We start from the raw sequence: 15,484 nt of genomic DNA, 5'->3' as shown, positions 1-15,484 counted from the left end.
ATTTAAATTTATTCGTAAATTAAATCATTGTCAACGATTTTGTAATCGCAAATTTCATCTTCATTAAAGAAAAGAGCAATTTCTCTTTCTGCAGATTCAGGAGCATCTGAAGCATGAATAATGTTTCTACCGGTATCCATACCAAAGTCTCCTCTAATGGTTCCAAGATCTGCTTCTAAAGGATTAGTTGCACCAACTAATTTCCTGATAGTAGTAATAGCTTCTTCCCCTTCAATTACCATAGCTAATGATGGTGATGAAGTGATGTATTCTACTAAACTTGGGAAAAATGGTTTTTCAGCATGTTCTCCATAATGAGTTTTTGCTAAATCTTCATCAATTTGAATTAATTTACAAGCAACGATTTGAAGACCTTTTTCTTCAAAACGGGATAATATTTTACCCATAAGACGTCTTTGAACAGCGTCTGGTTTCATCATTACAAAACTTTTTTGAATCATTCTTTAACCCATTTAACTTTTCTTGGAACTCTTCCGAGTTTAATCATATTTTTTTCACATTTACTGCTACAAAAGAAATATATTGATCCATCTTTTTTAACGTACATTTTTCCTGTACCTTCTTCAATTTCTTTACTACAGAATGAACAAGTTCTCATGTTGTTACACCTTCTATGGAGTCTTAATTTCCTTAGCTTCTCTAATTGTATCAAGTAACATTAAAATGTCGCCTTCTCTTACAGGTCCCATAATGTTTCTTGTTAAAATTCTTCCTTTATCTCTACCATCGAGGATTCTGCATTTAATTTGCATTACCTCACCAGTCATACCAGTTCTTTTTAAAACTTCAATGACTTCAGCAGGAGTTCCTTCTTCCATTTTATCACCGTAAAAATCCATTAAAAGAATTTATTTATTCTTTTAATTCAGCAACTTTTTCTACGATTTCAGCAACAGCAGCTTCAGCATCACCAGCGTCTACAATACATGCAGATGCAGTACCAACGGTTAATCCAGCAGCTCCACCAACTTGTTCTTTGGTAGGTAAGTATACGTAAGGAATTTCTTTTTCATCAGCTAATACAGGAATGTGTGCAACGATTTCAGCAGGATCTACGTCTTCTGCAATAACAACTAATGCTGCGTCTCCTCTTTCGATGAATTTGGTTACTTCGTTAGTACCTTTTGCTACTTTACCAGTAGCTTGTGCGGTTTCTAATGCTTCTTCAGCTTGTTTAGCTAATTCTTCAGGTGTGTCAAATTTTACATAAATGTTTGCCATAAAATATACCTCCTTTTTCATCTGGCTATGCCATCCATCGGCAGATATTATAATTCTTTTGAATCATAATATAATGTAATTATATATAGTTATATTATTTTTTAACTATAGAAATTACTCAAACTATTCAATAAATGAATAATTTAATATAGTTTTTAATAATACTAATTCTTGAATAATTCATATATCACTAAATATAATCCCGAGAAAAAAATAAGAGGGATTAGACTTTCAATACAAATACTTCTGAATTTCATATAATTTTTAGCAAAACTAAAAATAAAAATTTAGTAATTAATGAAATAATTCTAGAGAACTAGACATTATTAAATTGGTTCCCATAGTATATAAATGTTTTTAAAAAAAGACCAAAATTGAAATAAAACAATAACAAAAAACAGAAATAAATTAAAAAGTGTAAAAGAGATAGTAATAAAATTACTATCCATGTAGACTAACAAATCTATTTGATTGCTAATTTTACATCTTCAGCTTTTACAGTTTTTCTACCAGCGTGACGAGCAAAGCCTACAGCTTTTGCAGCGATGTCATTACCGTAGTCTTCGATAGCTTCGGTTAATGCAACTTTTGCGTCATCACTTACTCTTTGTGCACCAGCATTTTTTAAGATTCTTCCTACAGGAGCAATTGGTAATTCACTCATTTATATTCACCTCATTAATTTGTTAATAAATAATTTAAATTTGCTTATATATAAATATATTGGTTTAATAGTGTTAATTTTAAAAAACTACAACACTAAAAAGCAAGATATTTTAACATAAAAAGTGCAAGTATTAAATCTAAAAATGTTTTTCATACAATAGGTTAAATAAAAAAACTACCAATTTAGTTCGAAATAATTGAAATTAAAAAGAAAATATAAAATAAAAAAAAAATAAGATAAATTTATTTATTCATCAAAATTTTTCTTAAAGTGTCTATATCAGCATCCACCTGAGTAGGTTGAGTACATGCATCTATAGCAGTGTTAGGATCTTTAAGTAAATGTCCGGTAACAACACAAGTTATTGTTTCACCTTTATCCACCACACCTTCATCTACAAGTTTTTTAAGACCTGCAATGGAAGCTGCAGAAGCAGGTTCAACACCAATACCCTCAGTTCTTGCAAGTAACTTCTGAGCATCGAGTATTTCTTCATCAGTTACTGTTTCTGAATAACCGTTTGAATCATAAATTGCATTTAATGCTTTAATATCACTTACAGGAGCACCAATACGGATTGCAGTAGCTATAGTTTCCGGATTTTCAACAGGAACTACTCTTTTATCTCCTTTTTTAAATGCATTTGTTACAGGGCATGCCCCTTCAGCCTGAATACCAGTCATCATAGGTAAATCTTTTATGAAACCTGCGTCATAGAATTCCTTTACACCTTTCCAGATAGCTGAAATGTTTCCTGCATTACCTACAGGCAAAATGATCCTGTCAGGAGATTGCCAGCCTAAATCACGGACAATTTCATAACCTATTGTTTTTTGTCCTTCCAATCTGTATGGGTTAATTGAATTCAAGAGGTAAAGATGTTTTTCTAAAGCAAGTGCGGTCATTGCTTCTAATGCTTCATCGAAGTTTCCATTAATTGACATTACTTCTGCACCGTGGAACATTGCCTGAGCCAGTTTACCCAGTGCAACTTTTCCTGAAGGTAAAAATACAATACATCTTAAACCTGCACGGGCAGCATAAGCTGATAATGAAGCAGACGTATTACCGGTAGAAGCACAACCTACGGTGCTTACACCTAATTCCATAGCTTTTGTCATTCCGACAGTCATTCCCCTGTCCTTGAAACTTCCGGTAGGGTTGGAACCTTCAACTTTGACATACAGGTTTACACCGAGCTCATCGCCTAACTTGTCACATTTGCAGAATGGAGTTCCTCCTTCATCCAGGGAAACAATTTTTGACTCATCTACAGGGATGCATTCTTTAAATTTCCATAAGTTATCTCTTCTGCCGTCAAAAGTATCTTTAGAAACATCAATTTCATTAACTAATTCAAGTACAGATCCACACTTTTCACAGGTGTAGATTACTTCGTCATCATCATATTCTTGTCCACATGAAACACATCTTATCATAAAATCACATTTATTATTTTTTTAATGTATCTTATAAAAATTTAATTATATATTCAGCAATCGGTAATGTGAGATACACCTCAATGAATCCTGCGATTGCCATTAGAATCAGGGAAATGCAAAAAATTATAATTGCCTGCCTTAGCTTTTTTGAGCTTGCCGAAAAGGAATTCTTTAGGCTAACTTTAACGGAACTGCTTTCATCATGCCATAGGGCTTGGATGAATTTAATTATGAAGTTAAACAGAATCAGACCGCTGGCACATGCCAAAATGCATGAGGAAAACTCAAAAATTCCATGAGGAATTATTAAAAGCAGAACTCTAACAAGGTCAGATGAACTGGCAACATAATATCCTACAAAAAATCCGTTGAATCCTAAAATTAGAACTGAAAAGCAAAATGCAATTCCGAAAACAAACATCTGAAGGATAATCTTAAGGTTGTTGAAGAAGATGTCACCGAACGTTAATGTAATAACTCCTGTCTGAACCTTATGAGTCAAGTCTTCAACAACAGGATTCAAATAACTGTGCAAATAGGGTTCCAGAAAATATCCCAAAACTATAGAAACTAAAAGTATGGCTATTGAAAGAATAATAGCCCACTTATTTTCACGGAATGCTAATTTAATTTCATCAAGCATTATATCAATGTTTTGGCAATTTCGCGAGCTTCAACCTGTTTTTCATGAAGATCATCGAAAAACTCTTCCATCAGCTCTGCGGTTCTGACTTTACAGTCTCCGCAGCGTAAAGTTCCGTTTAGACAATCAGTTCTGATTTTTTTAAGCTCTTCATCATCATCAATCAAGTGATAAAGCAGCATTTCATAAATGACACATTTATCTACTTCACCACCCAATTCCTGTTGCTCTTTTAAAGATTCCCTTCCACCTGTTTTGGCAGATTTGACCTTTTTAACAACATCCTTAGTTTCATCATTAAGATAAATTGCAGTGTTCGGTTTGGAACTGCTCATCTTGTCTCCTGTAAGACCTGTCAAGAATCTGTGATAGGTGGATGCAGGAGTTAAAAATCCTAAATCCTCGTGAAGTTTTTGGGCAATGTCCCTTGTTAATCTGATATGTGGGTCCTGGTCAATACCTACAGGTACAACTACCTTTTTGGGACCTCCGAACTCTTCAATTTGAGGCAGCAAAATGTCTGCAACCTGAACCAAAGGTGCCTGAATATGGGCAATGTTAGTTGATGGAGTGAAACCGTAAATAGCTTTAAGCTGACTGAAATTGGTTTTGCTGGATGCCTTGAATGCCAAATCCTGCAATAACTTATTTTGAGACTGAAGGTAAACATTGACATTGTCCTTTTCAAGGTCCAAACCTAATGCAATCCAGTTTGTCAGGTATTCATCAACTGCAATTTGACGACCCCTTTCAAAGCTCATTCCACGGGCGGCGTAAGATTCAAGATCTGCAATTGTCAATGACAGCATTGCGCCTTTTTCCTGATACCATTTTAACTGGTCAACAACCATTTTATGACCTATATGCATTTGTCCACTTGGCATCATACCTGTGACAACAGCAAAATCTTTTTTCTGTTTAATCAGATTATTTATTTCATTGAATTCTCTGTGACCGAAAATCACACCTCTTTTCATTAACCTTGGAGGGTTTTCAATCTCGTCAATTATGTCTGAAACATTACCAATACCAAACTGATTTACCAATTTATCATAATCTAGGCTAAATGATGCCCATGGATCGATTAAATTTTCCATATTTTCACCAACACATCTCTTAAATTCAATACACTCTTGATAATTATAATAGTAAATATAAAATCATACCAAAATATAATAGATTTCTTTAATTTAAATTAAGGTCTTGTCCATTCGATATTATAGTATGTTATATCAAAGTCATCATCAACAATAGCCAGAAGAAGTTTTTTATTTACACCGTGGGAAACCCTGACATAACTTGCAAAATCCAAAGCATCAATGCTGTAATTTTCAAAAATAATTTTTACTAAAAAATCAGAGTGTCCCTGACCAGGTGACCTTCCACGGTCATATAATCTGAATTCAGAACCATATTTAAAGCCTGTTTTAATAATATAGCCCCTATCCTTCAAATCACGATAGACTATATATTTAGCGTAATTGTTCTGCTCCTTTAAAAGGTCAATGAGATAACCTATGCTGCATTCTATATCATCTTCATAAATGTTTAAGCGTTCTTTTTCCAACAGATAACATGCTTCAATCAATGAAAGATTTAAACTGTCCGCCTCAATTTTACCGAATTTGCTTTTTTCATGCAAAGCAATTGGCCTTTTACTACCTTCTTCAATTTTTATAGAAACAATTTCATCAGATAAAATTCCACGCATTAAAACACCGCAAAAAGAAATAAATTATATTTAATGCTAATAATTTTGAAATAAATGTTATATAAATTTTTGTAAAAAAAGAAAATAAAAGTTAAATTCTAATAAAAATATTATTAGCCATTTCCAATGGAACATTTAACTCTTCATCATCAATTACAACCAAATAATGGTTGCCTACACGATTTTCATTATATTCATAGCTTAGATGTGAACCAATTTTAATATTCAAGGCTGAGATTTCATCTAAAAGTTCTGAACTTCCACGAATGAATGATATGGTTCCTTCCGCATTAGAATTCAATTCAGAAATAGACAATAAATTGAATTTCCTGTTCATAATCTGATCAAAGTCTTTTTGGGAGAAACATTCCTGACAGCTTTCAAAATCAAAATTACATGCAGGAATAATATTGTCATCAGGACATAAGTCAGGATGATGCAGCATTGTACATAATGCACGTTCAGCTTCATCAGATAAGGTGTGTTCCATTTCACAGGCCTGGTCATGAACATTCTCTTCTTTAATTTTTAAAACATCCAACAGGAACTTTTCAAGAATTCTGTGTTTTCTGGTAATTTTTTGAGCTATTTTCATTCCCTCATCTGTTAAAACAGCACCTTTATAAGGAGTATAAGTAATATAACCTAAATCTTCTAATTTTTTAAGCATTTGAGTTACACTACCTGGAGCAATTCCAAGCTCTTTAGATAATGTAGTAGTAGAAACCTGTTCCCCATTACTTCCATTACGATAGAGAACTTCCAAGTATTCTTCAATATTTTCACTAATATTTTTACTATCAGCCATTAAACCACCTAGCATATGCAATTGATTTAAATTTTATTGTTGAAAGTATAAAAAAGTTTTGATATGCCTAAAGAATTTTGAAAAAATAAGAAAAAAAGAATGATTAATAAATGTCTTATTAATCATACATTTAAGTTTTAAACTGTATCGCAGTCACTAGAAAGAAATGCTTGAGTAAATTCCGTGAAGTGTGAATGAATTTGTATTCCAGTTCACTACATTACCGAAGGAATTTCTAGCACTTGTACAATCTGCTACATACCATTGTCCATTGACTAATACCTGAGCCCATACGTGACCGTATGTACTTCCACTTGAAGTGAAATAACAGGTTCCATGAACATATCTGGCTGCAAGACCTGCAGTTCTGAACATAGCAATTACTAAATGAGCTTGGTCAACACAATTACCTGTTTTAGCAGATAATGTTCCTGCTGCTCCGTATTTTGTATTATAATAGAAACTGTAGGACACTTGATCCCTTACATAATTATAAATTGCTTTTGCCTTATCCAAATCACTGGTCAAACCGGAAGTAAGAGAATTAACAATAGATTTGATTGCACTATTTCCCACTTGACAGTTGGTAGTTGATTTCAGATAAGCGGAAACATCACTTACAGTATTTTTCTGATTTAAACCATTACCTGTAGCTGAAACAGTTGAACTGCTGCTGCTTGATCCATAAGTGATTACTACATAATTAGGTAAAGCACCATTGGTATTATAATAAGCCAATACACGTGAGAATGAATCAACCAATTCAGTATAAATAATTTTACCTACAGCAGATGAAGCATAATTTGGAGCTTGCTTGTTTGTTGCAATGAATTTTGCAACATTATTTGCTACAGTAATATAATTTGTCTTGGTTAACTGTTCTGAACTGATAGTGTCTCCTGTAGGAGAAGAAGCTGCACTAACACCACTGATATAAGCAATATTGGATGAATTTGAATTACCGATTTGATATATTGCCTGACTCATCAGATACAAGAATTCTTCTGTGGTGAATGTGATTCCGCCAGCAGTAACTGTAGTCGGAAGCTTATTGTTATTTGAAATATATGTTTTCAAATTAGAAGCACCGGTTAAAATATTCTTGATTGATATGGTTTTAGCAGTTGCAGAGGAACTAGTAGGAGTAGTAGTTGTAGTTGAGCTAGTGGATGATGAAATCTCTTTAATTACAACATAATTTGGCATTTGAGAGTTTGTCTTATAGTATGCCAATACTCTAGCAAACGCATCAACTAAATTTTCATATTTGATTTTACCTAAATCAGAACTAGCGTAATTTGGAGCTTGCTGATTAGATGAAATATAACTAGCCACTCTGGATGCAACATCAACATAATCTGTTTCGAGCAATTTACCAGAAGCATCTCCACTTGAACTTGAAGGAGCTGATGCGGTTACAGGTAAAACTTCAGCAGTTGTTTTTCCTGAATCAATCAGAACAATAGCCTGAGACATCATATATAAGAACTGAGGAGTTGAATAGCTTACTCCAGCAACAGTTACTTTTTCAGGTACAACGCCGCTTGATGCTATTGAAGTTTTTAATGTATTTGCAGCAGATAAAATATCTGCAATTTTAACAGATCCAGTTGTTGGAGTTGTAGATGTGGATGTACTTGATAATGAATTATAGTTAACAAGGTTTGTTACACCCCATCTGAATATGACTGAACCTGTTGCTCCTGCGGTAATAGCTGCCTGAGCATCCTTGGTTATATCAGTTGTGGATAATTTAGTAACATCACTATCTGATTTGTAACCTTGTAATCCGATCCAAATCTGAGCACCTTTGGAGTTTTCAACAAACCATTTGGTTACTGAAGTAATCCATGAAGTGGTTTTTCCGTAATTTCCTTTATAGACCATAGGAATTACAACATCCATATAGGTACTGAGTGCTGAAATGTCCTGACCGTAATAATAGATATTACTGGTTGTTTCAGGCATTACTGCACATGAAACAATAAGGTTAGAATCGATTTTATGAAGTGTTTCAGCAGCTAATTTAGCAAATTGACTGATTGCCGCTGTTCCACCGGTAGTTTTATAAGCGGTACCAGGATATCTTAAGTAATCAAAGTGAATTCCGGCAACACCATTAATTGCAGCATATGTTTTTGCTTCATTAATTACTTGATTGAAGTAAGCAGTGTTTGGAGATCCACTTTTAACCGGATTAACCCAGCTTCCGTCATAAAATGCCTGCATCCAAATATGGACTCTGAGTCCCAACTTATTTGCAGATGCAATCCAAGATTCAACAGCTGATTTACCGTGAGTAGTTATAGCGTAAAAGTTTAAAAATATGTCAGTAGTTCCTTTTGAAGCTAATGAGCTTAAGTCCACTTTCTTCATGTCCGCACCGAAAACCCAGTATCCGTATCCGTTGGATAATTCTGATTCCACAACACTGATTTTAGTGCTTGAACTACTTGGAGCATTGTCATTGTCACTAGTTGCTTCATATTTATAAGTTACAGTATAGTTGCCCACACCAACATTTACGCTGAATGTAGCATAACCTGTTGAAGATGTGGTTGCAGTATATGTTTTACCGTTGACAGTTAATTTTACGGTTTTACCTGATAATGCTTTTTTATTTGAATCTTTCAACAAGACTTTATAGGTCTGTGCACCGCTGTAGAATGAAGTTCCACTACTCCATGTTAGTGTAGTTGCTCCTCTTTCTTTAACAGTGATTGTAGAAGATCCTGTTTTTGCATTAACTTTGGAGTCTCCTTTAAAAGCATAGGTAATTGGATATTTACCAATAGATAATGAGACAGGTAATGACACTATTCCGTTAGCGTCAGTGGTTTTAGTATAAGTTTTACCATCCAATGTCAAGGTAACAGTTTTACTTGCTAAAGGCACACTTCCGGATGTTAAAGCAACTTTAAATGTATTGCTTACTCCATATCCATAGGTAGTATCACTTTTTACAGTGAAAGTTGCTGTTTTACTTGGAATGATTGTAACTTTATTTGTAGAACTGGATGCCTTATAAAATGCATTTCCATCGAATTTATATTTTATAGTGTATACTCCATTAGCAAGGTTAGGTAATGTCAAATATGCATACCCATTAGAATTGGTTTTTGAAGTATAAGTTTTTCCATTAATTGTAAATTTAATAATTTTTCCAGAACCTGGTGCATAGCCTAAACCATTGAGTAATTTGACTCTGATTTTTTTAGTATCACTTTTAAGGAATGTATAAGCAGTTGAGGTTAACTTGGATGTAGTAGATGAAACTACTTTAACAGTATTTTTCTTAGTTAAACCGTCAGTGTTATATGAAATAATTTTATAGGTTCCTTTTTTGAGATTAGTCATTGAAAGGCTAGCTACACCATTGCTATTTGTCTTTACAGTATAAGTTTTTCCATTAATCTTAAACTTAACATTTTTGTTAGCTAAAGCTTTACCATTGCTTTTTAAGAATGTTGCAGTAAATTTCTTTGCATCAGTATAAACTTTAGTAACATCACTTGCTTTAATTGTAGTTAATATTTTAAAAGTTGTAGTTAATTGATACTTGGTACTCGGATTGGTTGCTGTAACCTTGTAAGTACCAGGTTTAAGATTGACTGCTAAGGAAGCTACACCTTTTGAATTGGTTTTAACAGTATTTGATACGCCATTTACCACAATCTTTACGTTTGTATTTGCTAATGCAGTACCGTTAATGTCGGTAAATGTAGCGGTATATTTTGTGCTTCCTTTATAATATTTAGTAACATCACTTGATTTGATAGTGTCTGCAATTTTTACAGTAGAAGAAACATTATCGGTTGCCCCATATACCAAATTATCGGATATAGATAGACCAATAACCCCATTTACACCATCATTAGAATTTTCATTCGTGTTAGTTGATAAAGTATTTGAATTTTCAGATCCTAAAACTTCTTCACTTGATAGAGAAACTTTAGATGAATCATTATCAACATTTGAATCACTAGATACAGAAATTTCTGATGAATCAGCAGTTTTCTCCAATGGGACTGATACATCTGATGTGTCATCTACTAAGCTAGTAGCATATGAATCTGTAACATTTACATCGCTAGCAGATATTGCACTGACTGAAAATAAAACAGTGAACACTAAAAAAACAGCGAGTAATAATTGTTTGTTCAAAATAATTTACCTCCATAACAATTTTTTTAAACATCTGTGAGATTATCATCTCACTTCAACATTATTTATTACAAATATCTTATATAAACCTTTTTATTTCCAAAATAGCATTATTCTTGTTTATTTTTTAAAAATAAGGCTAAAACTTAATGAAAATAAGGAAATAAGTAAAATTTTTGTTGAAAAAGCCTCTAAAAGGATTTAACAATATGAAATAATATTTAAAGTAACTTAACTATATTAAACTAAAATCCATTATTTAAACATTTATCATATAAAATTACATATAATTTAAAGCTATTTAATCAAAAAACATTGATTTAAACTTATTTAGAATAAAAAACGATGAATTTAAGTTAGTATAATTAAAAATAAGCATGAAAAATAAAAAAAAGAGGATGTAAAATTAAATTTACATCATTGGTGGCATTCCACCCATTCCGCCAGCACCTGGCATTGGAGGCATACCACTTGCATCATTACCAGACTCATCAGGTCCGGTAGATTCTAATGCATTTCTTGCTGCGATCATATCATCAATACGTAAAATCATTTCAGATGCTTCGCCAGCAGATTGTAAAGCTTGGATTTTAACTCTTAAAGGTTCAATAACACCAGCTTCTTTCATATCCATTAATTGACCTGAAAATACATTGACACCCATGAATTTTGAATCTTCGTGAGCAGCTTTTAAATCAGCAATTAAGTTAATGGTGTCCAAACCTGCATTTTCAATCAAGGTTCTTGGGATAACTTCTAAAGCTTCAGCATATTTCAATATAGCTAATTGTTCTCTTCCGCTTACAGATTCACCATATTCTCTTAATTGTTTTACCAAATCAATTTCACAAGCTCCTCCACCGATGAGGACTTTACCTTCTTCAATAGTAGCTGCAACAACACCTAAAGCATCGTCTAATGCTCTGGAAATTTGTTCAGTTACATAACGGGTACTTCCTCTAAGTACAATGGATGATGCTTTTGGATTTTCGCACTCTTCAATGAATGTTAATTCATGATCAAATACTTTATCAAGATATACGTGACCAGCAGTACCTAATTTTTCAGGAGATAAATCTTCAATGTCAGTTACAAGTTTAGCACCTGTAGCTTTTTCAATTCTTTCCATATCAGATTTTTTAACTCTTTTGTAAGCCATGATACCTGCTTTTTTCAGGTAGTGTTCAGCCAAATCGTCAATACCTTTTTGACAGAATAACACATTAGCGCCGGAATCGATAATTTTTTGCACTAAGTCTTTAATCATTTGTTCTTCATTTTGTAAGAATAATTCTAACTGTTCAGGACTTGTAATGTCAAGTTTAGTATCAGTATTGATATCTTTTAATTCAATTGGATATTTCATGATTGCTATTTTAGCGTTTTCAATTTCCTTTGGCATGTTTTTGGAAACAGGAGCGTTATCAATAACAATACCTTCAGCTAAGAATGAATCTTCTACTGCATCACCGGAAATTCTTTGAATATTAATATTGTCAATGTCGGATTTTCCGTCTTCTTCAATTCTTAAAGCAGCTTTGACAACAAGATCAGCCAAGTGGTCTTTTGCATAATCTGAACCTTTACCACTCATAGCTGTAACAGCAACTTTTTTAAGGGTTTCTTCATCATCTGCATCAATAGCAATATCATTTAAAAGCTCAATTGCTTTTGCAGTTGCGTTTCTAAATCCTTTTACAACAACAGAAGTTGCAATACCGTCATCCAATAATTCTTCAGCTTTAGCTAATAATTCACCTGCAATAACTACAACAGAGGTGGTTCCGTCTCCAACAATGTCCTCTTGTTTTTTAGCTGTTTCAACAAGCATTCTAGCTGCAGGTTGATTAATTTCCATTTCTCTCATGATAGTTGCACCATCATTAGTGACAGTAATATCACCTAATGAGTTAACTAACATTTTATCCATACCTTTAGGACCTAAAGTAGTTCTGACAATACCAGCTAATACTTTAGATGCAGTGATATTCATTCTTAAAGCATCTCTTTTTGAATATCTTTCTGTTCCTTCAGGAAGAATAAAAATTGGTTGATTTGCCATTTCATAATCACCTTAAATTTTTTTTAAATAAAATAATATAAAAGTAAATTTTTATACATATATAATATAAGTTTGGCTAATATAAATATATTACCTATTAATCTAACTTTAGGTGTGTTAATGTACGAAAAGATAATAAATGAAATCAAGTCTAATTTAGGTGAAAACCCGGATTTAAACAGACAGTATTTATCCTCACAGATTGAAAAATACGCTGACCATCCCTACAACAAAGAGATAATTAAGGAAATCTCCCGTATGATGTGGGATTGCCTCAGCGAAGATGAAAAAAACGAATTTATTGAAGTATCAGATCAGGAAAATCCCATAATGGATATTTTAAATGACATTTCCTATGACATCGAAAGCGGAGAGTACAGCACTGCATTAGAAAAATTGGACAATTTCATGAAAAGTTTTCCGGGAATGTTTGAAGACGATAAAGTAAGCGAATATCACTTTTTCACAAACCCTTTAGAAGAAATATTATTCAACACATATGTTGGAGCTGAAAAGACTTTAAGATACATTCCCGACAATAAGCCTCTTCTTGACTTATATTATATATACGGATTTTTACTTCTTGAATCGAAAAAATACGAGGAAGCTGAGATATACCTGAAAAAAGCCATTAAGATAAATCCGGTTTCTTCAAGAATTATATTGGAGCTGTGTGAGATATACAAGGTGCACACCTATACATACAATAAATATTACATGCATACAACTGATGCACTCAAATATGCATATTATCCTCAAGACATTGCAAGATGCTACAGGACACTCGGATACTATTATGTAGAAGAAGACCAGCTTGATACCGCATTTGCACTGTTCAGATACAGTATGACATTTGAATTAAGTCCAATGGCATATGCAGAAATCAACTACATCAAAAGCAAAAATCCCAAAATCGATTTGACCCTTGAAGAAAGTATCGATATTCTTAAAAATAAAAATATTCAAATTGGAGTGAATCCATTCATTTTAACAACATTGGACGAACTGATTGAAGAATATGAGGAAAATAAGCTATTTAACCAAGAATTATATTTCCTAAATCTTAAATTTGACATTACAAAAGATGAAGAAACCTTTGAAAAAATAAGAAATATTCAGGATATTTTATAATATAGTTAAAAGTGTCAAATCAGTATTTGGAATCCAATTTTTCAAATACTTTTTTAACATTAACTTTTGTCTCAAAGCATCCTGTTTTTTCAAGAAGGACGCCCTGCGGGCAAAAATCAGACAAAAGCATCATCATCTGATTTAAATCTTCATGGCATGCCACACCAAGTACAGCCTGGAATTTGTTTTCCATAACTATCTTTTTGACAAAACTTGAACCCGGAACAATATATAATTTATAGCCTAATGGTTCGGATTTCTTTTTGATGACTCCGATGGAGCACAATCCGCATTCAGTACAGTTAAGACCTTCCTTTTGAAGTGTTGCAGGACAATCCCCATGTCTAAGACAATGAGGTAGGAACACCAATGTTTTTTCAGCAGGAATCCGCCTGAATTTTTCCTTGTTGAGCTCATCACGGACCTTTATGGCCATATCGTCAATGAGATTCTCGTCCAATTTTAAAAAGTGAGCTATTGTCTTTAAAGGAGAATACAGCAAATCAACTATATACAGCAGGAATCTCGGGAATTTTATCTTGTTTTTCCGTGCAAAAAGAATTCCTAAAATAAGTGCTATAATCAATAATATGAGTATAATACCAATTACAAGAACAACTAACTGTCCTAAAAACATGTAAAATGAGTCGACAAATAACATTTTTCAACCTAAAATTTTTCTATTGAATAATCATCAAATTGGCGGTTCAGTCTAACGCCGGTCGGTGTTTTGACAATTTCGAGTCCAGATAGACTGTCACATGAACACAATACATTCTGTTCAGGATGGGTTCCTGGAGTAATGTTGCAATTCAGATTAACCTCATCTCCAATTGATATAACAGTTTCCAAACGTTTGGTTGATGGATGATCCTTGTTTAAAATTACTAAAGGGGATGATTCTTCACGGCTGAGGTATGCCTGTGAACGTATTGCCCTTTTGTCTTTCTTGAAATTTGATACCGCAATAATGTCATCTGATTCCAAAAACTGAACTATTTCTTCGTTGTCCTGGGTGGCTATAAAGAGCATCTTATTTTCATAGGCCACTTTAACGATGCCTACCATTCCTGTTTCACCTTCAATAAATAGAATTTCATCGTTTTCAAAATCAATGTTCATAAAAATCACTAAAAAAAAATAAAAAATAGAGTAAATTTTATTTACTCTGCAAGTTCAACGTTGTCACTTTGGCAAGAAGGACAAACTACTTTTCTTCCCAGACCTTTAAAGGAATTTCCACAATCTTTGCAATGGTATTTTTTTGTTTTCAATTTTTTCAAATCAATATCGGCCATTGGCCCTCCACTAGAACACATTTTAAATCACCTGTTTAGTAGCTTAACCTATATCCGGCGATAATATTTGGTAATATATGCTTTTATGAACAAGGATTACCAAGTTATCCCAAATAATTTTACGGTTTATTAATCTTTCAACAATTATATTGTAGTTATAAATCATATAAATAATTTTATGATTTGAATGTATCATACAATTTTATTTCAACATTGAAATCAAACAAACAAACTCATTTAATTGAACTACCTCGACCTGTAAGAGGTCGAGGATTCTTACTTCACGGGCTGGTACTTTCCCACGAAAGTAGAATTA

16 protein-coding genes are annotated in these 15,484 nt (G+C 33.1%); 1 reads left to right on the top strand and 15 read right to left on the bottom strand.

Translation table 11 applies throughout. From position 1 onward, the window contains the following. Positions 1–8: 8 nt before the first annotated feature. The 12 genes from ndk to thsA form a co-directional block, all read right to left on the bottom strand. The gene (gene ndk, locus E7Z81_RS10145; protein ID WP_292747301.1) at positions 9–461 is read right to left on the bottom strand and encodes a nucleoside-diphosphate kinase; all 453 of its coding nucleotides are present in this window, start codon (positions 459–461) and stop codon (positions 9–11) included. Continuing rightward, positions 458–619: a 50S ribosomal protein L24e gene (locus E7Z81_RS10140; RefSeq protein ID WP_292608826.1), complete on the bottom strand. Its 162-nt coding sequence runs from the start codon at positions 617–619 to the stop codon at positions 458–460. Before E7Z81_RS10140 ends, ndk begins: the two co-directional genes overlap by 4 nt. Positions 620–632: 13 nt before the next feature. Then, positions 633–839, bottom strand: coding sequence for a 30S ribosomal protein S28e (locus E7Z81_RS10135; RefSeq protein ID WP_116669816.1), 207 nt, complete (start codon positions 837–839; stop codon positions 633–635). 34 nt (positions 840–873) lie between these two features. Then, positions 874–1,242 (bottom strand): 50S ribosomal protein L7Ae, encoded by a 369-nt coding sequence (gene rpl7ae / locus E7Z81_RS10130; protein ID WP_292747298.1) that lies wholly within the window; start codon positions 1,240–1,242, stop codon positions 874–876. A gap of 463 nt (positions 1,243–1,705) precedes the next feature. After that, positions 1,706–1,906 (bottom strand): histone family protein, encoded by a 201-nt coding sequence (locus tag E7Z81_RS10125; RefSeq protein ID WP_292747296.1) that lies wholly within the window; start codon positions 1,904–1,906, stop codon positions 1,706–1,708. Positions 1,907–2,151: 245 nt separating this feature from the next. Next, positions 2,152–3,348, bottom strand: a complete 1,197-nt coding sequence (gene thrC / locus E7Z81_RS10120) for a threonine synthase (RefSeq protein WP_292747293.1) — start codon at positions 3,346–3,348, stop codon at positions 2,152–2,154. A gap of 31 nt (positions 3,349–3,379) precedes the next feature. Beyond that, positions 3,380–3,994, bottom strand: coding sequence for a stage II sporulation protein M (locus E7Z81_RS10115; RefSeq protein WP_292747290.1), 615 nt, complete (start codon positions 3,992–3,994; stop codon positions 3,380–3,382). Continuing rightward, the gene (locus E7Z81_RS10110) at positions 3,994–5,091 is read right to left on the bottom strand and encodes a tryptophan--tRNA ligase (RefSeq protein ID WP_292747287.1); all 1,098 of its coding nucleotides are present in this window, start codon (positions 5,089–5,091) and stop codon (positions 3,994–3,996) included. The genes E7Z81_RS10115 and E7Z81_RS10110 overlap by 1 nt, the downstream gene beginning before the upstream one ends. Before the next feature lie 98 nt (positions 5,092–5,189). Continuing rightward, on the bottom strand, positions 5,190–5,705 hold the full coding sequence (gene endA, locus E7Z81_RS10105) for a tRNA-intron lyase (protein ID WP_292747284.1): 516 nt from the start codon (positions 5,703–5,705) through the stop codon (positions 5,190–5,192). 91 nt (positions 5,706–5,796) lie between these two features. Further along, positions 5,797–6,513, bottom strand: a complete 717-nt coding sequence (locus E7Z81_RS10100) for a metal-dependent transcriptional regulator (RefSeq protein ID WP_292747281.1) — start codon at positions 6,511–6,513, stop codon at positions 5,797–5,799. 156 nt (positions 6,514–6,669) lie between these two features. Beyond that, on the bottom strand, positions 6,670–10,677 hold the full coding sequence (locus E7Z81_RS10095; RefSeq protein ID WP_292747278.1) for a pseudomurein-binding repeat-containing protein: 4,008 nt from the start codon (positions 10,675–10,677) through the stop codon (positions 6,670–6,672). Between the two features lie 412 nt (positions 10,678–11,089). After that, positions 11,090–12,739: a thermosome subunit alpha gene (gene thsA / locus E7Z81_RS10090; RefSeq protein WP_292747276.1), complete on the bottom strand. Its 1,650-nt coding sequence runs from the start codon at positions 12,737–12,739 to the stop codon at positions 11,090–11,092. A 120-nt stretch (positions 12,740–12,859) separates the two neighbouring features. On the opposite strand from thsA, the gene E7Z81_RS10085 reads away from it, so the two are divergent. Continuing rightward, positions 12,860–13,870, top strand: coding sequence for a hypothetical protein (locus E7Z81_RS10085; RefSeq protein ID WP_292747273.1), 1,011 nt, complete (start codon positions 12,860–12,862; stop codon positions 13,868–13,870). Positions 13,871–13,889: 19 nt separating this feature from the next. On the opposite strand, the gene E7Z81_RS10080 is transcribed toward E7Z81_RS10085, so the two are convergent. The 3 genes from E7Z81_RS10080 to E7Z81_RS10070 are packed head-to-tail and all read right to left on the bottom strand — an operon-like array spanning position 13,890 to position 15,189. Next, entirely contained in the window at positions 13,890–14,531 is a 642-nt protein-coding gene (locus E7Z81_RS10080; protein ID WP_292747269.1) for a DUF116 domain-containing protein, read from the bottom strand. A gap of 8 nt (positions 14,532–14,539) precedes the next feature. Further along, a complete protein-coding gene (locus E7Z81_RS10075) occupies positions 14,540–14,992 on the bottom strand; it encodes a hypothetical protein (RefSeq protein WP_292747266.1) in 453 nt (150 codons plus the stop codon). 41 nt (positions 14,993–15,033) lie between these two features. Next, positions 15,034–15,189 (bottom strand): hypothetical protein, encoded by a 156-nt coding sequence (locus E7Z81_RS10070; RefSeq protein WP_292747263.1) that lies wholly within the window; start codon positions 15,187–15,189, stop codon positions 15,034–15,036. Positions 15,190–15,484: the final 295 nt, after the last annotated feature.

The sequence above is a fragment of the Methanobrevibacter sp. genome, assembly GCF_015062935.1.
In the GTDB taxonomy this organism is placed as follows: Archaea; Methanobacteriota; Methanobacteria; order Methanobacteriales; family Methanobacteriaceae; genus Methanocatella.
This window is presented reverse-complemented; position numbering and strand designations above follow the sequence as displayed.

Coding starts and splice junctions, on each gene's coding strand:
- ndk (WP_292747301.1), bottom strand. CDS start 461: ATGATTCAAAAAAGTTTTGTAATGATGAAACCAGACGCTGTTCAAAGA.
- E7Z81_RS10140 (WP_292608826.1), bottom strand. CDS start 619: ATGAGAACTTGTTCATTCTGTAGTAAAGAAATTGAAGAAGGTACAGGA.
- E7Z81_RS10135 (WP_116669816.1), bottom strand. CDS start 839: ATGGAAGAAGGAACTCCTGCTGAAGTCATTGAAGTTTTAAAAAGAACT.
- rpl7ae (WP_292747298.1), bottom strand. CDS start 1,242: ATGGCAAACATTTATGTAAAATTTGACACACCTGAAGAATTAGCTAAA.
- E7Z81_RS10125 (WP_292747296.1), bottom strand. CDS start 1,906: ATGAGTGAATTACCAATTGCTCCTGTAGGAAGAATCTTAAAAAATGCT.
- thrC (WP_292747293.1), bottom strand. CDS start 3,348: ATGATAAGATGTGTTTCATGTGGACAAGAATATGATGATGACGAAGTA.
- E7Z81_RS10115 (WP_292747290.1), bottom strand. CDS start 3,994: ATGCTTGATGAAATTAAATTAGCATTCCGTGAAAATAAGTGGGCTATT.
- E7Z81_RS10110 (WP_292747287.1), bottom strand. CDS start 5,091: ATGGAAAATTTAATCGATCCATGGGCATCATTTAGCCTAGATTATGAT.
- endA (WP_292747284.1), bottom strand. CDS start 5,705: ATGCGTGGAATTTTATCTGATGAAATTGTTTCTATAAAAATTGAAGAA.
- E7Z81_RS10100 (WP_292747281.1), bottom strand. CDS start 6,513: ATGGCTGATAGTAAAAATATTAGTGAAAATATTGAAGAATACTTGGAA.
- thsA (WP_292747276.1), bottom strand. CDS start 12,739: ATGGCAAATCAACCAATTTTTATTCTTCCTGAAGGAACAGAAAGATAT.
- E7Z81_RS10085 (WP_292747273.1), top strand. CDS start 12,860: ATGTACGAAAAGATAATAAATGAAATCAAGTCTAATTTAGGTGAAAAC.
- E7Z81_RS10080 (WP_292747269.1), bottom strand. CDS start 14,531: ATGTTATTTGTCGACTCATTTTACATGTTTTTAGGACAGTTAGTTGTT.
- E7Z81_RS10075 (WP_292747266.1), bottom strand. CDS start 14,992: ATGAACATTGATTTTGAAAACGATGAAATTCTATTTATTGAAGGTGAA.
- E7Z81_RS10070 (WP_292747263.1), bottom strand. CDS start 15,189: ATGTGTTCTAGTGGAGGGCCAATGGCCGATATTGATTTGAAAAAATTG.